The sequence below is a fragment of the Bifidobacterium sp. LH_389 genome (assembly GCF_056357235.1).
In genome coordinates this window covers 241705-260769 of sequence record NZ_JBKEVR010000003.1, presented here as the reverse complement: position 1 = coordinate 260769, position 19065 = coordinate 241705, and the positions used below count along the sequence as shown (strand labels likewise).

Below are 19065 nucleotides of genomic sequence, written 5' to 3'. Positions count from 1 at the left end.
AAGGAGTTACACCCAGCATGACAGTATCCATCCGCCAACGTCTCTGCGCACTGGGCGCCAAAGCCCTCGCAGGGCTCGCATCCGCCGCGACATTGATCGCCATGTTCGCCGCTGCGCCCACGAGCGCGCAAGCGGCAGACGTTCCCGATCCTGACACATTCATCTCCGTAGGCGCTTCCGAGACCGGCAGCACCTACTACGTGGACGGCGCCCGTGGCGACGACGCCAACGACGGCCTGAGCGCCGGCAAACCTTGGAAGAGCCTGACCAAGGTCTCCTCCATCACATTCCGGCCCGGCGACCACATCCTGCTCGAATCCTCCAGCACTTGGAACGGTCAGATGCTCGATCTCAAGGGCAGCGGCACCGCCGGCAACGCGATCGTCGTGGACCTCTACACACGTAACGACGACGGTACACCCTCCTATTCCGCCGACTCACGTCCGGTCATCAACGGCAACGGCACCTACGGTACCGGCTCGTTCAAGCGCTACGTGTCCGGCGCGGTGCAGCTGGTCAATCAGGAGTACTGGACCATCCGCAACCTCGAAGTGACCAATACGCCGGATCTCGCCAACGCAGAAGGCTACAAAAAGCATGGTGACGCGCAGCGCGCAGGAATCCTGCTCATGGGCTACGGCCAGAACAGGATTCTGCAGTCCATCACCGTAGAAAACAACTACGTGCATGACGTACAGACCGAGTACTACCTCAAGGCGCAGAAGGAAGGCAAGAAGAACACGCTCAAGGCGGTCGGCGGCATCATTGCGCTCGGCCACTGGCTCGATCCGGACGGCAATCAGGTGGGCCGCAAATCCGGCGGCGTCACCTACACCGACACCGGCTTCAACGATCTCAAGCTGAGCGGCAACATCGTGATTCGCGCCGGACTGGAAGGCATACGCACCAAGGCGGACATCTCCAACTCCTCATACACCTACCCGAAGCTGTTCAGCAACGTGACCATCGCCAACAATTATCTGCAGGACATTGCCGGTGACGCGATCGTAGTCTCCGAAATCAAGGAAAAAGGCCTCGTGGAAGGCAACACCGTGGTACGCGCGTGCGCCGCCGACTACGGTACGCACAACTACGCGGCGCTGTGGGCCATGGCCAGCAACGACGTGACGCTGCAATACAACGAGGTGTACGGCACACTCTACGGCTACAACGACGGCGAAGCGTTCGACATCGACATGCAGAGCGACCGCGTGACATATCAGTACAACTACAGCCACAACAACCCCGGCGGTTTCCTGCTGCTCATGAGCAACCAGACCAATTCCGTGGTGCGCTACAACATCTCCGCCAACGACGGCGGCGGACAGTACGCCGGCACGGACGCCGACCAGGGTGGTGGCAACAAGTATTCCTACAAGGAGCAGAGCATCTTCCACTACTGGGTGAAGTCTGAAGGCGCCAGCATGCCGCAGATCTACAACAACACCTTCTATGTGGGAGACGGCATCAGCACCTCGCTGTTCGGCGAAGGCAACTCCAGCGACAACTCCGGCACCATCGCGCATTTCACCGGCAACATCATCCGCAAGGTGGGTTCCGGCTCCGTGAAATTCCTCGCCAACCAGCCGGCGAACGGCAGCGACGCCGTGGAACGCAAGATGAACGACAACCCGGAACGATTCATCAAGAACAACGTGCTGCCGGCTTCCATGGCCACCGAAAAGTCCGGAGCCACGGTGGACAAGCTCACATCCTCCGGCAATGTATTCGAGGACCCGAAACTGGCCATCGACTCAGCCGCAGACGGCGCCGCACAGCTGGCCGCGCAGATCGGTACCACGCTCGCCAATCCGGCATCCAGCCTGCCGTGGAGCGACCCGGCCGCCCGCATGCGCGAGCGCGCCAAGCTGTTCCGCATCGCCGACGACAGTCCCGCCGTGGGCCTCGGCACGCGATCCGAGAACCTTCCCGCCACCGATTTCTTCGGCAACTCGCTGGCCGACCGTGCGATCGACGCAGGCGCCCATCAGGCATCGAACCATGCCGTTAGCACCGAATACGTGCCGGAAACGGTGACGGCCAACACCCCGGCCGGCGTATACCCCGTGTTGCCCGAGTCTATTGCCGTGACCGTACGCGAAACCGCCAATGGGAACTCCGCCGAGCGTATCGAAACTCACGCCGTCCGTTGGGATTACGTGGAGTTCGACCGCTATCAGAAGGCCGGAACGCTTACGGTGACCGGCACGATAGACGGCATAGCCGCTGTGAAGGCGCAGGCCACGGTGACCGTGACCGGAGAGCTGGGAGAAGGCAAGGCCAAGGCCTCCTATCTGGCCGAAGACGACGCGACCGTGCAAAAGGGCACGCCGAACCAGACCATGGGCACCCAAGTCGGAGCCTCCAATGCGAAGTCCGGCAGTGTGCAGCATCCGTTCGGCCGTGAGTACACCAACAACTACGTGCTCAAGCTCAAGAATGCGGAAAGCGCCAATTACAACCGGCGCTTCTACGTGAAGTTCGATCCCTCCGCATATGCCTCCAGCCCGGCCACCGTCAAGGACGCCAAGATCCGTCTGACCGTGTCCCGCTACGACAAGTGGAACGGCTCGGCCGGCTCCACCGACCTCGAACAGCTGCGCAACACCTCGTTCGTGGCCGACGTTTATGCGACCGATGCCGACTGGGATTCCTCTACGCTCACGTGGAACAACGGCCCGCTGAACGCAGAGGTGACCGCGAAGAATCATGACGGCGGCACCGACGCGACCGTTCCCGACTATGCAGAGCTCAAACCGGTCGCCCATCAGACCTTCGTCAACGGGCAGATCGTGGACAACGGCAACGTGGCGGAGATCGACGTAACCGACTATCTGCGCTCTCTCAAATCGTTCGATGGCCCGGTGAGCTTCCTGGTGGATATTCCGATGAGCCGGGTGGCGAACTTCAATCGCGACAACTCGGGCTTCGACGCCTTCTCGCTGGAAGGCGCGGCCAAGGCGTTCGAGGACTATGAGGCCGGCAACCTGACCGTGCCGAGCGGGTTCGTCATGGACGAAAGCACGTTCGCCCCGCATCTGACCGTCTCCGACGTATACATCACGTCGACGGGCAAGACCGCCGTGACCATCAAGCCCGGCACTGTGCCCGCACTGCCCGAAACCGTAACGGTAACGTACTCGGACGGCACCGCAACCGATGTGAAAGTGACATGGGAGGAGCTCTCTGCGGACGACTTCGCCGCCGACGGCACCTACACGGTGCTCGGCCACGCCGACGGCATCGATATGCCGATTCCCGCCACCGTCACCGTGGAATCCGACCGGATCGTAAGCTTCGACGAGCTGCCGGCACTCGACCGACCGGTCGGCCTGCCCCGCAACGACCTGGGTATGCCCGGCACGGTGAAGGCCACGCTGAGCAACGGTTCGCACGTCGAACTGACCGTGATGGGCTGGGACGACGACGCCAGCAACTACAGCGAGCAAAGCGCCCCCGGCACCTACCGATTCCCGGGTGCCGTGGAGCTGCCTGCCGGCGTGTCCAACCCGGACGGATTGCGTCCGCTGCAGACCGTCACCACCCATCCGAAACCGGCATCCGTAACCGTGAGCATCGGTAACGGCTCCGGCAAGATGGTTGCCGGCACCTCGACGCTGGCCAAGGCCACCGTCATTGGCGCGGAACCCTATACCACAGTGGATGAGTGGGGATCCGCAGTCGTCTGGTCCATCACGTCGTCCGGAACGGTGCAGAATCCGGCTACGATCGATGCCGAGGGCACGATCGTCACCACCGCCAACACCACGCCTGGCACGTACACGGTCGCCGCAACCTCCGACCGCGTACCGGGAGTCTCCGGGACCGCCACCGTCACCGTGGCAGCTTCAGGAGACACGACGGAGCTCAAAAAGCTGATCGCCGAAGCCAAGGCACTCAAGCCGGCGGACGGCAAGCACTTCACCGAGGCGAGTCTTACGACGCTCAACACGGCGATCGCAGCGGCCGAGGCGCTGATCGGGAACGAGCCGGTGGCGGCCGACGATGTGGATGCCGCCGTCCAAGCGCTGCGTGACGCCATCGACGGTATGGAAAGCGAGGACGACGTGACGCCGGAACCCGAGCCGGAGCCGACACCCAAGCCGGATCCTTCACCGGAGCCAGAACCGGAACCCGGACCGGACCCGACGCCCAAGCCGGAACCGAGTCCTGAGCCCAAGCCTGAGCCAAATCCCGACCCCACACCCGAGCCGGAGCCAGAACCGTCACCGGAGCCGACACCCGAACCAGATGCGAAGCCGAGTCCCAATCCGGAACCTGCACCTGAGACTCCGGATACGCCGGACGACGACACTGCCTCCAAGCCGAAGCCTCAGACTCCGCAAACAGGCAACGGTGACGCCACGAATGATGCTCCCGGCAAGCTGGCATCCACCGGAGTTGGCGTGGCAATGGTGCTTCTGGCGGGCGCGGCAGCAGCCGGCATTGGTATGGTGCTGATGATGCGCAAGGAGGCATAGCGCCACCTGCAGCACCCGCACCGCCTCAAGAATACGGGCCGAACGTCGCGAAATCCGGAATTCCAAGCGCGAATCTATCGCCCCAGCGATCATTTGGCGCTTAGAATCGCCCAAAACGCGACGTTCAGCCCGTATGTTGAGGCCCGACATGCGGCACGCCCGCCGCGTCGAGCCGCTGGCTAAGCAATCAGGGCTTGTCTAGGTCGGCGTAGTACATCCGGACCACAGCCTCCACCTGACGCTCCAAACAGCGCTGCCGATCGCGCTCGTCATCCACCACCTCCCGAATGCCGCGCCCACCGGTCATCGTCGGATCCACATATTTGCTCATGCCATCCAACTCGCCGGCCACCTGACCGCCGTCCGCCCGTATCCAGATGAAATCCGGCCGATGCGCACGCCGGGCGTCATCCAAGCACGGAAACGGCTTCTGGATATCGCTGACTGGATAACCCAGATCGGTCAGTACGCCGCGCGCCTCGGACTCGCCGCCGTTCTCGCTGCGACCGTCCGCCAACGCAAACGCCCGTTCGACTGCGGCTCGATTGCGCGAATACTTGACTGCCCGCGGGTAGCCGGTCATCTGCTCGCGGCGAACCAAACCGTTGCGCAGTGCTGCATCGAGCGGCCCGAGGGCGTAGCGCAGCGGATGACGGGCGGCGCAATCGAACAGGGTGCGCAGCGGATCGGTGACCACTACGCCGTCCGGAGTCATTACGGTATCCGGGTAGGCGATCGGATAGTGCGCGAGCTGCGCGGTGTTGCGGTAATGCGTTCCCGGCTTGGCGACGATGCAGATGGGCATCGCCAGCCGGTACGAACAGTCCAGACCGAGCATGATTGCCGCGGTAGGACCGCAGAACACCCAGTTGGGATGCCGGATGGCCAGTGCGCGCACGATGTGGCACGTCCGCTCCAGCGGGTTCAGCGCGTTCCAATAATCGGCCCGCGCGTACAGACCCCGATAGACGCGCACGACCTCGCCGGCACGCACGCGCCGCGCGATGGCGTTGACGTCCGCCTCGGTGACCGGGTTGGCACAGCGTCGCATCCGCTCCGCATGGGCGAACAGGGCATTCAAAGGTTCGTGAGCTTTCATGGCTGCACCGTAAGTAAGCGACGGGATATTCAAGGGGAACGGGGAATCGCACGCTGCGCAACCGGTGCCGGCGTATACGACACGCCGTTCCCCATTGTGCACTGCCACGAACGGGAACACATGCACGGCCATGCGCACGGGCACTCGCCCATGCAGCTGCACGCCATCACATGGAAACACACGCCAACGGCCGAGCATACCCAACATACGGGCTGAACATCGCGTTTTTGGCGATTCTAAGCGCCAAATGATCGCTGGGGCGATAGTTTCGCGCTTAGAATTCCGGATTTCGCGACGTTCGGCCCGTATTTTGGAGGAGCACACCCCGCACGCACGCCAGCCACACACCACGCTCGGTTGACCGGCCGGCCGTTTACCGGTAAACTAAATCATGCGTCATCCGACGCGGATTCAACGGCGCATCGACGCCGGATGACCACCCCATCACAGTCAGCAGCCGGGGAGCCATGGATCCGCACCCCGCCCGCAGAACGGCATCATCGCAACCAAGCAGAAGGAGACCCCATGCCACACGCACCAACCCCCCGAAACCCATACCCGTACGAAGCCTGGACCGTCACGTCCGGCGACCTCGCACAACGCCGCGACCCGCTGAGCACGCCGCCCGTGCAGCCGGCCGCGAACACGCCCGCCGGCGCGGTGCCGATCGTGATCGACCCGGCGGACCGCAAGCAGCCGTGGGTGGGTCAGGGCGCAGCCATCACCGACGCCACCGCCTACCTGATCCAGTGGGCCATGAGCCCCGAACAGCGCCACGCCCTGCTCACCGAACTGTTCGACCCGGTGGAGGGCGCCGGCTACAACATGGTCCGCCTGCCGATCGGCTCCACGGACTTCAACGAGCAGGACTACTACACCTACGACGATCTTCCCTTCGGCGAGCACGACAACGCGCTGAATCGCTTCTCTCTCGGCACCGGGGAGCCGGGCGCGCCGGACGCCACCGGGGACCTGAAGTCCATCATTCCCGTGGTGCAGCAGATTCTGGAGATCAACCCGGGCGTCAAGGTGATGGCCTCGCCGTGGAGCTCGCCCGCGTGGATGAAGAACACCGGACACCTCACGCTGGGCGGCCGGCTGCGGTTCGGCGAATGGACCGGCAACGGCTTCGACCCCATGAAGGACTCCTTCGAGGGCACGTACGCCCGCTACTTCGTCAAATACATCGACGAGATGGCGAAGTACGGCATCCCCGTCTGGGCGCTGACCATCCAGAACGAGCCGGCCAACGCCTCGCCGTGGCCCGCGATGATCTGGACCCACGAGGAGATGGCCGCGTTCGGGGCCGACTATCTGCGCCCTGCGCTCGACGCCACGCACCCCGAGGTCAAGCTCTTCTTCCTGGACGACAACACGCACACCCTCACCCACCCGCTGGACGAGGACATCACGGCGCATCAGGCGGCCAGCTTCGACGGCATAGCCGTGCACACCTACGAGCCCACGTACGGCAACCTGTTCAACGCCACCCGATCGTTCCCCGGCTGGAGCGTGTGGATGAGCGAGCGCCGCTGCATGATGCGCGACAGCGTGGAGGACGCCTCGCACATCATGTTCGGTGTGACCAGCACGTGGCTCATCCGCAACGGCATGGGCATGGTCACCCTGTGGAATCTGGCACTGGACGAGCGCGGCCTGCCCAACAAGGCGGGGTCGACCGGCCGGCGTGGCGTGGTCACCATCCAGCACGAGACCGGCGAGGTGCAGCGCAACCTCGAATACTTCATGCTGCGCAACCTCGGTCAGGACGTGCCTGCCGGGTCCGTGGTGATCGGATCGTCGTCCTATTCCCCCGACGGCTACTCGGGCGGACTCACCTCCGTGGCATTCCTTGCCCCGGACGGTTCGCTCAGCGCGATCGTCTACAATCCGACCGGCTCGCCGATCACCGCGCGCGTGACCGTCTCCGGGCGGGGCGACGCATGGCAGACCGTGGACGTGCCGGCGTGGGGCACGGTCACGCTGCGCAAGTCGTACGCGCCGCTGAACCTGTCCGAAGTGCCGGCGGACGACGACTTCCCGCTCAACCCGTCCCCCGACAACTTCCACGGCGACCGCGCGCCCGGCCGTTAACGCGGACGCGCGCACAATCGCAAATTTGCGACAATGCGCATGTGAGAGGCCCCAATCGGTCTCCCACATGCGCATTCCAGCAAATTTGCGAGGTGTGCTACGCCTTCCGCCCGTCGCGCCACTCGCGCAGCATCTCTGGCCAGTCGGTCTGGATCATGTCCACGCCGTAGCCGTCCACGATCCTGCCCCAGCCGGCCTCCGGACCTTCGAGGATGGAGGTGTCGTCGTCCAGCCCGGCGAACCCGCGGTATCCGTTGCCGAGGTCCATGGCATTGACGAACGTGTACAGGCCGAGCCCGTGCAGGTACTCGAACACGTCGCGGTCGAGGAATTCGGTGTGGTCGGCGTCGTGCACCATGAGCTCCACGCCCACCAGATTGAGCTCCGGATCGCAGGCGAGCTCCTCCAGCCCGTGCACCTGCTCCACGGTTTCCACCATGGCCATGTACATGAACTTCACGGCATGCCCGCGCAGCAGGTTCACGTATTCGGCGTCGGTGCGGCTCTTCATCACGAGCTGCCCCTCCAGACCGAACTGGTCGAGCCAGTCGAGGAACCCGTCCCAGTAGCGCCACGAGCGGTCGATGTTGATGAGCATGCGCGGCATGGAACGCAGGATGTACGAGGTCGGTTCCACGCGGCCGAAGGAGATGCCTTCGAAGTCGTTGTAGCACAGCTGGCTGATCTCGGCGGAGCTCAGTTCGCCCAGCTTGCGCGGCTCGTTGAGGCGGGCCGGCTCGTAGCCGTCATGGAAGGTGAAGTATTCGCCGTCCGTGGAGCGTACGATGTCGATCTCCGCCATGTCCGCGCCGATGTTCCGGGTGGCGATCACGCCGCGCAGCGTGTTCTCGCGGATGGCGCCGCGCGGCGCGCCGCGGTGGGCCACGATGAGCGGCCTGTGCGCGGCGAGCGTTTCGTTGAGCAGCGCGTTGATGGAGGCAAAACGCTCCTGGCCTACGCGCGTGAGCGTCGGGGTGAAGGCCTGACTCACTTCTTGGCCGCCTTGTTGTAGGAGGCGATGTCGGAGGCGGCCTTGGTCTGGGCGTCGTTCATGGCGGAGGAGATGTCCTTGCCGTTGACGGCATCGTTGAAGGCGCCGATCACGGTCTTGCGCACGGTCGGGAACGCGCCGGTGCGGCAGCCGAGGGCCTCGTTGCTGGCGGCGTTGGACTCCAGCTGCTTGTACATGTTCTGCACGTTCGGATCCTTGAGGGATTCCTGACCTTCGGCCTCGTCCTTGGCCTTGGTGTTGGCGAACAGGTAGCCGGTGGCCTTGGTCCACACGGCCTGCGCGTGCGGGGTCTGCAGGAACTTGGCGAGCTCGTAGGCGGCCTTCTGCTCGGCCTCGCTGTGGTTCGGGCCGCTGATCCACAGGGACTGGCCGCCGATCGGGGTGCCGGCCTTGCTGTTGCTGTCGAGCTTCGGGAAGTCGGCCAGCACGACGGCGTCTGCGGAGCCGCCGGGCAGCATGGACGGGTACGAGCCGGTGGAGGTGAGCACCAGGCCGACCTTGCCGTCCGCGAAGGCGGTGATCATGTTCTTGCTCTGGGTTCCGGCGTTCAGGCCCACGCCGGACTTGAACATGTCCGCCACCTTGCCGAAGACGTCGAGCTGCTTGGGGTCGGTCAGGCTGACGGCGCTGACCGGGGCGCTGCCGCGGCCGTTGTCCGGCGTGCAGAAGGGCAGACCGGCGCTGGCGGTGAGCTCCTCGAGCATCCAGGAGTCGCCCATGTTCATGGAGAAGCCGTACTGGCCGGTCTTGTCCTTGATGGCCTTGGCCCAGGTGACGATCTCGTCGAAGGTCTTGGGCGGGTTGGCCGGGTCGAGGCCGGCCTGCTGGGCGAGGGACTTGTTGACGTACAGCATGGGCTGGGAGACGCCGAACGGCATGGACACCAGTCCGTTGGCGTCGCTGTAGTACTTGGTCACCGAGTCCGGGATGGTGGAGGCGTCGAAGGAGGAGTCGCCCTTGGTGAAGTTGCTCACGGGGACGGTCTGCTTGGAATCCATCATGAAGCCGGTGGAGATGTCGTTCATGGCGAGCAGGGACGGCGTGGACTTGGACTGCACGGCGGCGGTGTACTTCTGCTGCACGTCTGAGTAGGAGCCTTGGTAGGAGGCGTCCACGGTGATCTTGCCGCTGTTGGCCTGGTTGAATTCGGCGATGAGCGAGTCGAGCGCCTTGGCGCCGTTACCGGTGGCCGTGTGCCAGAAGGTGACCTTGACCGGGCCGTTGGACTGGGCGGCGCCGTTCTGGGAGCCGCCGCACGCGCCGAGCGCCAGCAGCGGGATCAGGGCCGCGGCGCAGCCCTTGAGGAGCTTGGACATGTTCTTGTTCATGGTTGTTGTTCTCTTTCCTTGTGTTGTTGAAATCTCGTCACTTGACCGCGCCGGCCACGCTCATGCCGCGCATGTGCTTGTTGCCGAGCAGGGTGAGGATGAAGGTGGGGATGATGGCGATCAGCGTGCCGGCCATGACGACGCCCATGTTGGACATCTCCGCGCTGGACAGCTGCGTGATGCCCACCTGAATGGTGCGCTTCTGCGGCGAATTGGTGACCAGCAACGGCCAGAAGTAGCCGTTCCATGCGGCGATGGCGCTGTTGACGGTGGCCGCGATGATGGACGCGCGGTTCATGGGCAGCAGGATGTCGAACATGAAGCGCAGGTGGCCGCAGCCGTCGAGCATGGCCGCCTCGCGCACCTCCCCGGGGAAGCCGGAGAACGACTGGCGGAACAGGAAGACGTTGAAGCCCTGCACCAGGAACGGCAGGAAGATCACCGGAATGGTGTCGATGAGCCCCCAGTTGGTCACGGTCATGTAGTTGGACAGCAGCGTGGTTTCGCCGGGAACCATCATGCTCAGCAGGAACACCATCATGATGGCGTTCGAGTGCCTGAGGTTGCAGAACACCAGCGCGTACGCGGCAAGGATGGCGGTGACGATCTGACCTGCGGTCTGGAAGATCGTCACGAGCACGCTGTTGCCCAGCTGCTGGACGAGCGGCATGGAGGAGGCGGCCTCGGCGAAGTTGCCCAGCGTGAAGCCGCTCGCGGTGCCGGACGCGCTGAAGAAGAACGCGCCGATCACGATGTACAGGACCGGGATGAGCACGATCACGGTCACGACGACGAACAGTACGTACAGTCCGATCGTCTGGAAGATGTTGCGCCTGACCATCAGTCGGCCTCCTTGTCCATGGTGCGGAACTCCAGCGCGGTGAGCACGAACACGAACGCGAACAGCACGATGCCCAGCGCCGCGGCGATGCCGAAGTTGGCGCTGCCCGCCCCGAACGCGGCGGTGTAGATGTTGTACACGATCGTGGTGCTGGCGTTGCCGGGGCCACCCTGCGTCAGAATGTTGATCTGGGCGAAGCTGGTGAACGCCTCGATGCCCGCGGTCACGGCGATGTAGAACAGCGTGGGGCGGATGAGCGGGGCGATGATCTCCCAGTGGATGCGGGTCTCGCTGGCGCCGTCGATGCGCGCTGCCTCGAGCACGGACGGGTCCACGCCCTCGATGGCCGCGGAGATGAGCACGATGGTGAACGCCAGTCCAGTCCAGATGGTCACGGCCACCACGCACGGGAACGCCCAGGCGGGGTCCACGAGCCAGTTGATCGGCTGGACGTGGAAGGCCTCGAGCAGCGCGTTGATCATGCCCGTGGGGCTCAGCAGTGCGGAGAAGCCCAGCGAGGCGGCGGCCACGGAGACACTGATCGGCGAGGTGATGAGGAAACGGAACACGCCCGCACCCTGGATCTGCCGGGTCACCAGAGCGCTGATGAGGTAGCCGAGCACGATGCGCCCGATGATCACGGCCACCGCGTAGACGATGGTGCGCACCAGCACGCTGCGGAACGACGGGTCGGAGAAGATGGCCTGATAGTTCTCCAGACCGACGAAGCCGGACGGGGAGCCGAAGATGTCGGTGCCCTGGAAGCTCATCTGGAAGACGTTGACCAGCGGGTAGAAGCAGAAGATGACCAGCAGGGCGAGCGCCGGCAGCAGCATTGCCACCGCCGGCAGCTTATCCCGCAGAATCCGTTGCATGTTCATGGATATTCGCTTTCGATTGCGCGCATCCGCGAGATCGTTCGACGCGCGATGTGCATGGGACTGATGACTGGTGACTGGACGTGACTGGAACCCGTATTGCCGTCGACCATCGTCACATTTCAGGGTGAAAACGCGTTTAAGAAAAAAAAATCTTCCCGGTGAACAGTGGGCCATCATTCGGCGTTGGCTACGCACTTTCTAGCTCACCTACGTACCCCCCTCCCGTGCGCACAATCGCAAATTTGTGAACATGCGCATGGGAGAGGCCCCAATCGGCCTCCCACATGCGCATTCCAACAAATTTGCGGCACGTGGCATGTCTGACCGAGGGAATGCGTTATAATGACGCAGTTATTCGCGCGCGCGAGGCCCTCTCACACTCGGGTGGCGCGAGGAACACGTGGGTTTCGGATTCCGTGCCCCACACAGAAGAAGAAAGCCACACCCCGAAATTACAAGGAGAGCCATTTTGGCAACCAAGATTCGTCTGAAGCGACAGGGCAAGAAGTTCTACGCCTTCTACCGCGTGGTGATTGCGGACTCCCGCAAGAAGCGCGACGGCAAGGTCATCGAGGAGATCGGCACCTACGATCCCAACACCCAGCCCTCGACCATCAAGATCGATTCCGAGCGCGCTCAGTACTGGCTCGGCGTCGGCGCTCAGCCGTCCGAACCCGTGCTGCACCTGCTCAAGATCACCGGCGACTGGCAGAAGTTCAAGGGCCTCAAGGGCGCCGAAGGCACCCTGAAGACCGTCGAGGCCGGCCCGGATGCCGAAGCTCGCGTGGAGGCCGTCGAGGCTCAGGCGCAGAAGCTGAAGGCCGCCAAGTCCGAAGCCGAGGCGAAGGCCAAGGCCGAGGCCGAAGCCGCCGCCGCTGCGGAAGCCACCGAGGAAGCCCCGGCCGAAGAGGCCGAAGGCGAAGCCAAGGCCGAGTGATCGTATGCTCGCGCAGGCTGTGGAACATCTCATCAAGAATGTCGTCGACTTTCCGGACGACGTCTCCGTCAAGTCTCATGAGAACGCGCGTGGCGAACTGCTTCGCGTGCGCGTCAACCCGGAGGACATCGGCCGCGTGATCGGGCGCGGCGGACGGACCGCCAACGCGATCCGCACCGTGGTTCAGGCACTGGCCGACCACAAGGTGCGCGTCGATATCATGGATGTGCGCAGGTGAACCCCAGCGTGGCGAGTCCCATGCATTCCGACGACCCTCAGCAGCGCGAGCTGTTGAGGGTCTGTCGTATCGGCCGCGCCCAGGGACTCAAGGGTGAAGTGAACGTGCGGCCGTTCACCGACGAACCGGAGCGGCGATTCGCCCCCGGTTCGGTGCTGTACACCAAGGACGGATCGCGCGAATTCCATGTGCTGCGGTCGCGCACGCACAAGGACCGCTGGATCGTCCTGTTCGACGGCGTCACGGATCGCAACGCGTCCGAGGCGCTCAACGGCGTGGAACTGTACGGCGAGCCCGCCACCGAGGAGGAGCTTGCCGAGGAGGACGCCTGGTACCCGGAGGATCTCATCGGCCTTGAGGCACGGTGGGACGAGGGGAACGAGCTCGGTCACCCGGCCGGCGAAGTGATCGGCACGGTGACGAACCTGATCGAAAGCCCGGCGCAGTATCTGCTCGAGCTGGCCGTCCCCATGCCCACCGACGACGATCCGGACGCCACCATGCCGGTACTCGTGCCGTTCGTGGACGAGATCGTGCCGGAGATCGACCTCGAGGAGGGCTACCTCACGATCGACCCGCCCGGTGGTCTGATTCCGGAACGCTGAGCCGGTTCCCCTCCCGCCTTCCCGTTTCCGCGGCCCGGTGCGCGCACATGCGTCCCGGGCCGCGGCCGTTCCTGCGCTGCCTGCGCCGCCTGCGGTATTGCTCCCTGTGGTATTAAGGACGGTATGAAGATCGACATCGTTTCCGTATTCCCCGAATACTTCGACGTGCTGAACCTCAGCCTGTTCGGCAAGGCGCAGGCCAAGGGACTCGTGGAGGTTCACGCCCACAACCTGCGCGACTGGACGCACGACGTGCATCACTCCGTGGACGACACCCCGGTCGGCGGCGGGGCCGGCATGGTGATGAAGCCCGTGGTCTGGGCCGAGTGTCTGGACGACCTACTCGGGCTCGCGCCCGTCGTGGCGGATCGGGCCGCCGACGCGGATCAACCCGCCGACGCGGACTCCGCTCCGGGCTTCCCCACCGCCGATCGCCCTGTGCTCATCTTCCCCAATCCGTCCGCGCCCCTGTTCACCCAGCGCGATGCCACCGAGCTGAGCCACGCCACGCACCTGCTGTTCGGCTGCGGCCGCTACGAGGGCTACGACGCGCGCATCCCCGAGTACTACCGCGCGCAGGGCGTGGATGTTCGCGAATATTCGATCGGCGACTACGTACTCAACGGCGGCGAGGTGGCCGTGTCCGTGATGCTTGAGGCCATCACGCGCCTGCTGCCCGGCTTCATGGGCAACCCGGAGTCGATCGTGGAGGAATCGTACACCGGCGAAGGCGCACTGCTCGAGCACCGCCAGTACACCAAGCCGGCCGAGTGGCGCGGCATCCGCGTGCCCGATGTGCTGCTCTCCGGCGACCACGGCAAGGTGGACCGGTTCCGCCGCGACGAGGCGCTGGAACGCACCGACGCGATCCGCCCGGACCTCATCGCCGCGCTCGACTGCACGGAACTGAGCAAGCAGGACCGCAAAACCCTAATGGCCCTCGGCTGGGAGGTATCCGGCCCGCATCCGCGCAAGCTCGGTGCCTGACGGCCGCCCGTAAGCCTCGCCTGCGGTCCGTGCAACACAGCCGCGCCAACATTACGGGCTGCGCGGGCCGAAATTGCCGATTCACAGCACTATCGGGTCGCAAATCAGGCGAAAAACAACCCGGAAATGCTGCGAATTGCGGATTTCGGCCCGCACAGCCCGTAAATCGCAGTGCGATGGCCGCAGCCAGCTACCCGCAGCACCCGACACGCCTGCCGCAGCCGCAGCCGTGTCGCCCCTCCGCATCACTCCTCGTCGCGCAGACCGCGGAGCAGCGCGAAGTAGCCGGCGAGCGCGATGAGCATGCAGAACATCGCCATCACCAGATAGCCCGCCATCGGCTTGGTCACGGCCGTCACCTCGAACAGCTTCGGCAGGATCGCCAGTGCGAGCGGCGTGCCGGCCGCCATGGTCACGCACACGAACGCGCGGATCCGGCTGAACGGGATGCAGCTCTTGACCACCGCGATCATGGACACCGCGATGAGCAGCAGGTACATGGCGGTGCGCGTCTGCCCCGCCTCGAACGGGTTGAGCAGGCTGGCGACGATGACCATCGCGGTCACCGCCACGGCGAACGGTGCGGCCTTGGACAGCGCGGTGGACAGGAACCGCCCGCGGATGCGCCGCGTGTCCGACTCGAAGATGGTGAGGAACGACGGCCACGCCTCGATGCACGCGTCCACCAGCGTGATCTGGATGGGAATGAACGGGAACGGCACGTTGAGCGCCAGGCAGAAGAACGAGACGAGCGTGGAGTAGATGGTCTTGATGAAGAACACGGCGGCAGTGCGGGTCACGTTGTTGACCACCTTGCGTCCCTCGAGCACCACCTCGGGCAGGTAGGTGAAGTCGGAGTCGAGCAGCACGATCTGTGCGATCTGCCGTGCCGCATCGGAGCCGGAGGCGATGGCGATCGAGCAGTCGGCCTCGCGCAGGGCGAGCAGGTCGTTCACGCCGTCGCCGGTCATGGCCACCTTGCGCCCCTTGCGTTGCAGGGCCTGCACGAGTTGGCGTTTCTGCTTCGGGGTCACGCGGGAGAACACGGCGTAGCGGTCCACGAGCGCGTCGAACGAGGCATCGCCTGCCCCGGCGGGCACGGACGTCATATCGATCACGTCGCCCCAGCGTTCCAGTCCGGCCTGCCGGGCCACGGCGGAGACGGTGTCCGGATGGTCGCCGGAGATAACCTTCACGTCCACGCCCTGCTCGCGGAAGTACTGCAGCGTTTCGCGCGTGCGGGGGCGGATGGTGTCGCGCAGGGCCACCAGATACAGCGGCGTGAGGTCGGCGGGCAGATGCATGTCGTCGTCCCAGGATCCGGGACGGTATCCCACGGCGATCAGTCGCAGACCCTGCTTCATCAGCCCGGCGGCCTGCGCACTCGTACCGCCCAGAATGCGCTCGGGAGCGCCCAGGAATACCGTGCCGGCCGTCTCGCCGCCTTGCCTCGCCACGCCGACGAAGGTGATCGCGCCCCACTTGCGCTTGGAGGAGAAGGGGATGACCGCGGCGGACGGCAGCGTTCGGGCGACAGGAGCGGATACGGCTGCCGAACTCACCGGGACGGCTGCGGTACCCGAGTCCGTCGCAGAGCCGCCCGCGGACCAGTCATACGCACGCAGCGCGGCGATGGTGGCGTTGTTGTCCTCGCTGGCGGCCAGATACGAGCGCATGAGCAGCGCGGCGGTGCCGTCCGCCACGCCGGCGCCGCCCAGCCGCTCGACCCGCTCCACGCTCATGTTGCCGTCGGTGAGCGTGCCGGTCTTGTCCAGGCACAGCACGTCCACGTGGGCGAGCGTTTCCAGCGAGTAGATGTTCTGCACCAGGATCTTGCGCTTGGCGAGCCGGATCACGCCCGTGGCCAGCGAGACGGAGATGAGCAGCACCAGCCCCTTGGGCAGCATGCCGAGCAGGGCGGCCGAGGAGGAGACCACCGCGTCGTACGTGCCGGCGTGGCGGCCGAGGAACGCCTCGGCGAACAGCAGCACGCCGAGCGGCACGATGAGGAAGCTCGTGAAGCGTGTCACCTTGCGCATCGAGTCGAGCAGCTCGGAGTGCACGCGCTTCTCCTGCCGCACTTCGTTGATGAGCGAATTGGCGTAGTTCGCGTCGCCCACGTGGGTCACGCGCGCCATGCACCGGCCGGAAACGACCGAGCTGCCGGAGAGCAGTTGGTCGCCGGGGCGCTTGTCCACCGAGTCGCTTTCGCCGGTGAGCAGGGATTCGTTGACCTCCAGATCGCCGGAGAGCACCACGGCGTCGTTGCAGATCTGTTGCCCGGATTCGAGCACGATCACGTCGTCCTTGACGATCTCGCGGGTCTCCACGTCGAGCGTCCGGCCGTCGCGCAGCACGGTGGCGTGCGGCTGGTTGAGGATGGTCAGCTCGTCGACCAGCTTCTTGGCCTTGAGCTCCTGCGCGATGCCGATCACGATGTTGAGGATGATGATCGCGATGAACAGCATGTTGCTGTACGCACCCACCAGAAACAGCAGGATCGCGATCGCGAAGTTGAGCGCGTTGAACAGCGTGCACACGTTCTCGCGCACGATCGCGCCCGTCGACTTGGTGACGCCCTGCGCGCCGGTTTCGCCTTCGCCGCGCGCCCGCCGCTCCTCGACCTCGCGCGCGGTCAGGCCCGTGATTGCTTCAGCCATCGCTACCTCCGTTGCCGTGTATGTACGCCGTATGTGCGCGTGCACGGCAACGGTATCGGTCTGTGTCTCAGCGCGCTCTAAGATTCACGCGGGCTGCGGAGAGCTCCTACGGCAGGTCGGTGCGGCACTGGTCGAGCGCGGTGAAGCTGGTGCGGTAGATGAGGATCATGATCAGTGAGTCGGCGATCAGCGTGAGCGAACTGATCACGGTCAGCACCACGAACTGGTACCGGCCGGCCATGATCGGGTCCGCCCCGGCGATCACCTGCCCGGACATCATGCCCGGAATGAGCACGATGCCGCTGGAGGCCAGCGAGGAGATCGTGGGGATCATGCCCATCTTCACGCTCGAGACGATCGACGGCTTGGACGCCTCGAACGGCGTGGCCCCCAACGCGAGCAGCATCTCCACCTCGTAGCGGCGGGACTTCATGTCCGCGAAGAAGCGGCTCATGGCCACGGCGGTGGCGGCCACCACGTTGCCCAGCATCATGCCGCTCATGGTGACGAGCACGGTCGGCGCGTACCACGGCCGGGGGCGAATGATGAGCTCCACCACCACGCAGATCTCCAGAATCACGCACGTCAGCAGCGTGAGGAACACCTGCGGCGCCAGACCCTTGGGGATGTTCGAGGCGCGCGTAAGCGTGATCTGGATGGCCGCGAGGATCATCACGGAGATCAGCGCGAAGCAGACCCACGGGCTGTTCATCTCGATCACGAACTTGATCACGTAGCCCATGGCGAGCAACTGCACCAGCGAGCGCAGCGTGGCCCACAGCATGCGGCGCTCCACGCCGAGCTTCATGGCCCAAGACATGCCGGCGGCCGAAGCCACCAGAATCACCGTGATGAGTACGCCCCATCCGTCGATCGGATAGGCGCCTGCGGTGGCGGTACCGACGTCGTTCATCGCAAAGCCTCCTCACTGTCCGCGCTGCCTGCGCTGTCCGCCGCCGTGAGCGCGTCCATCTCGGTAAGCGTGCCGTCGGCGAGCCGCCACATGCGCGTGGCCCGCCCGTCCGCCGGCCGGTGGCGCACGCGGATGATGGCCATGCCCTGCCGGGCCGCGTAGGCGAGGATGTCCGCCACGAGTCCGGCGTTCTCGTCGTCCAGACCGGCGTCCACTTCGTCGGCCAGCATGACGCGCGGCCGGGTGAGCAGCGTGCGCAGCATGCACACGCGCGCCTGCTGGCCCACGGACAGATCCTGCGGCGGGCGATCGAGCTCGATGTCCCCGCAACCCACCTGATCGAGCGTGCAGCGCATGGTCGCCTCGTCGGGGGCCGGATCGTCGATCGGGGCACCGGAATCGTTCCTCTGGTGGACCTTGAGCGTGAACGGCAGGGCGATCGCCTCGCGGACCGTGGCACCGATGAGCGTGGGCCGCTGCGGCAGGTAGGCGACGAGCCGGCGCCAGCGTTCGGGACTCATCGCGTCCGAGGCGGTGCCATCGAGCGTCATGACGGCGGTCGCCTGCGGGTTGAGCAGGGCCAGAGCGGTCAGCAACGTGGATTTGCCGGAGCCGGAGGGACCTACGAGGTCGACGATGTCGCCGGCGCGGACGGTGAGCGAGAGGTCGCGGAAGATGGTCCGGCCGGCGGCGGACTGAACGGGCTCGGCGTTCCGGACGGACCGGGCATTCCGGGCGGACCGGGCGGCTTCGTCCCGGCCGTCCGCCTTGCGGATGCGGCTCCACGGCCAGCGCCTAAGCGGATTCGGCGTCTCGCCGCCGGGCACGACGCACGTCACATGCGAGGCCTCAAGCACGATGGGTGTAGTGGTCATACGGATATCCTATGAAGGGAGCGGCGGAATCACGTGCCTCCCCGCGTTTCTCAGCGTGGTCTTAGAAACCGCGGCGTGTGATGGATCGTGGAGGATCGGCGGAGCGCAACGAAA

General features: G+C 65.0%; 14 protein-coding genes. 6 read left to right on the top strand and 8 right to left on the bottom strand.

Going from position 1 to position 19065, the window contains the following annotated elements:
- Window positions 1-17 precede the first annotated feature (17 nt).
- The gene (locus tag AC1AZA_RS05225) at window positions 18-4481 is read left to right on the top strand and encodes an Ig-like domain-containing protein (protein WP_476513680.1); all 4464 of its coding nucleotides are present in this window, start codon (window positions 18-20) and stop codon (window positions 4479-4481) included.
- A 187-nt stretch (window positions 4482-4668) separates the two neighbouring features.
- Here AC1AZA_RS05225 and AC1AZA_RS05220 read toward each other — a convergent pair whose 3' ends face one another.
- Window positions 4669-5712: a CTP synthase gene (locus AC1AZA_RS05220; RefSeq protein ID WP_476513679.1), complete on the bottom strand. Its 1044-nt coding sequence runs from the start codon at window positions 5710-5712 to the stop codon at window positions 4669-4671.
- Between the two features lie 393 nt (window positions 5713-6105).
- On the opposite strand from AC1AZA_RS05220, the gene AC1AZA_RS05215 reads away from it, so the two are divergent.
- Window positions 6106-7674, top strand: coding sequence for a glycoside hydrolase family 30 protein (locus tag AC1AZA_RS05215; RefSeq protein ID WP_476513678.1), 1569 nt, complete (start codon window positions 6106-6108; stop codon window positions 7672-7674).
- Between the two features lie 97 nt (window positions 7675-7771).
- Here AC1AZA_RS05215 and AC1AZA_RS05210 read toward each other — a convergent pair whose 3' ends face one another.
- Genes AC1AZA_RS05210 through AC1AZA_RS05195 form a run of 4 tightly spaced genes read right to left on the bottom strand, consistent with a single transcriptional unit; the run spans window position 7772 to window position 11730 of the window.
- Complete coding sequence (locus AC1AZA_RS05210; RefSeq protein ID WP_476513677.1) at window positions 7772-8665, bottom strand: glycerophosphodiester phosphodiesterase family protein; 894 nt, start codon at window positions 8663-8665, stop codon at window positions 7772-7774.
- Window positions 8662-10014, bottom strand: a complete 1353-nt coding sequence (locus tag AC1AZA_RS05205; protein WP_476513676.1) for an ABC transporter substrate-binding protein — start codon at window positions 10012-10014, stop codon at window positions 8662-8664. Before AC1AZA_RS05205 ends, AC1AZA_RS05210 begins: the two co-directional genes overlap by 4 nt.
- Window positions 10015-10051: 37 nt before the next feature.
- Entirely contained in the window at window positions 10052-10855 is an 804-nt protein-coding gene (locus AC1AZA_RS05200) for a carbohydrate ABC transporter permease (protein ID WP_476513675.1), read from the bottom strand.
- Window positions 10855-11730 (bottom strand): carbohydrate ABC transporter permease, encoded by an 876-nt coding sequence (locus AC1AZA_RS05195; RefSeq protein WP_476513674.1) that lies wholly within the window; start codon window positions 11728-11730, stop codon window positions 10855-10857. Before AC1AZA_RS05195 ends, AC1AZA_RS05200 begins: the two co-directional genes overlap by 1 nt.
- Window positions 11731-12205: 475 nt before the next feature.
- Between AC1AZA_RS05195 and rpsP the strand changes: the two genes are divergently transcribed.
- From rpsP to trmD, 4 genes are all read left to right on the top strand, one after another.
- A complete protein-coding gene (gene rpsP / locus AC1AZA_RS05190; protein WP_476513673.1) occupies window positions 12206-12673 on the top strand; it encodes a 30S ribosomal protein S16 in 468 nt (155 codons plus the stop codon).
- Window positions 12674-12677: 4 nt separating this feature from the next.
- Window positions 12678-12911 (top strand): RNA-binding protein, encoded by a 234-nt coding sequence (locus AC1AZA_RS05185; RefSeq protein ID WP_150354689.1) that lies wholly within the window; start codon window positions 12678-12680, stop codon window positions 12909-12911.
- 20 nt (window positions 12912-12931) lie between these two features.
- Window positions 12932-13516 carry a ribosome maturation factor RimM gene (rimM, locus tag AC1AZA_RS05180; protein ID WP_476513672.1) on the top strand — a complete coding sequence of 195 codons (585 nt, stop codon included), beginning with the start codon at window positions 12932-12934 and terminating at the stop codon, window positions 13514-13516.
- Between the two features lie 123 nt (window positions 13517-13639).
- Window positions 13640-14503: a tRNA (guanosine(37)-N1)-methyltransferase TrmD gene (gene trmD, locus AC1AZA_RS05175; RefSeq protein WP_476513671.1), complete on the top strand. Its 864-nt coding sequence runs from the start codon at window positions 13640-13642 to the stop codon at window positions 14501-14503.
- Between the two features lie 245 nt (window positions 14504-14748).
- On the opposite strand, the gene AC1AZA_RS05170 is transcribed toward trmD, so the two are convergent.
- From AC1AZA_RS05170 to AC1AZA_RS05160, 3 genes are all read right to left on the bottom strand, one after another.
- Window positions 14749-17163 (bottom strand): cation-translocating P-type ATPase, encoded by a 2415-nt coding sequence (locus AC1AZA_RS05170; RefSeq protein WP_476513670.1) that lies wholly within the window; start codon window positions 17161-17163, stop codon window positions 14749-14751.
- A gap of 106 nt (window positions 17164-17269) precedes the next feature.
- Window positions 17270-18076: an ABC transporter permease gene (locus tag AC1AZA_RS05165; RefSeq protein WP_476513669.1), complete on the bottom strand. Its 807-nt coding sequence runs from the start codon at window positions 18074-18076 to the stop codon at window positions 17270-17272.
- Complete coding sequence (locus tag AC1AZA_RS05160; RefSeq protein WP_476513668.1) at window positions 18073-18951, bottom strand: ABC transporter ATP-binding protein; 879 nt, start codon at window positions 18949-18951, stop codon at window positions 18073-18075. The genes AC1AZA_RS05165 and AC1AZA_RS05160 overlap by 4 nt, the downstream gene beginning before the upstream one ends.
- Window positions 18952-19065: the final 114 nt, after the last annotated feature.

Coding starts and splice junctions, on each gene's coding strand:
- AC1AZA_RS05220 (WP_476513679.1), bottom strand. CDS start 5,712: ATGGCCGTGCATGTGTTCCCGTTCGTGGCAGTGCACAATGGGGAACGG.
- AC1AZA_RS05225 (WP_476513680.1), top strand. CDS start 18: ATGACAGTATCCATCCGCCAACGTCTCTGCGCACTGGGCGCCAAAGCC.
- rimM (WP_476513672.1), top strand. CDS start 12,932: ATGCATTCCGACGACCCTCAGCAGCGCGAGCTGTTGAGGGTCTGTCGT.
- AC1AZA_RS05160 (WP_476513668.1), bottom strand. CDS start 18,951: ATGACCACTACACCCATCGTGCTTGAGGCCTCGCATGTGACGTGCGTC.
- AC1AZA_RS05215 (WP_476513678.1), top strand. CDS start 6,106: ATGCCACACGCACCAACCCCCCGAAACCCATACCCGTACGAAGCCTGG.
- AC1AZA_RS05165 (WP_476513669.1), bottom strand. CDS start 18,076: ATGAACGACGTCGGTACCGCCACCGCAGGCGCCTATCCGATCGACGGA.
- AC1AZA_RS05185 (WP_150354689.1), top strand. CDS start 12,678: ATGCTCGCGCAGGCTGTGGAACATCTCATCAAGAATGTCGTCGACTTT.
- AC1AZA_RS05195 (WP_476513674.1), bottom strand. CDS start 11,730: ATGCAACGGATTCTGCGGGATAAGCTGCCGGCGGTGGCAATGCTGCTG.
- AC1AZA_RS05200 (WP_476513675.1), bottom strand. CDS start 10,855: ATGGTCAGGCGCAACATCTTCCAGACGATCGGACTGTACGTACTGTTC.
- AC1AZA_RS05205 (WP_476513676.1), bottom strand. CDS start 10,014: ATGAACAAGAACATGTCCAAGCTCCTCAAGGGCTGCGCCGCGGCCCTG.
- trmD (WP_476513671.1), top strand. CDS start 13,640: ATGAAGATCGACATCGTTTCCGTATTCCCCGAATACTTCGACGTGCTG.
- AC1AZA_RS05170 (WP_476513670.1), bottom strand. CDS start 17,163: ATGGCTGAAGCAATCACGGGCCTGACCGCGCGCGAGGTCGAGGAGCGG.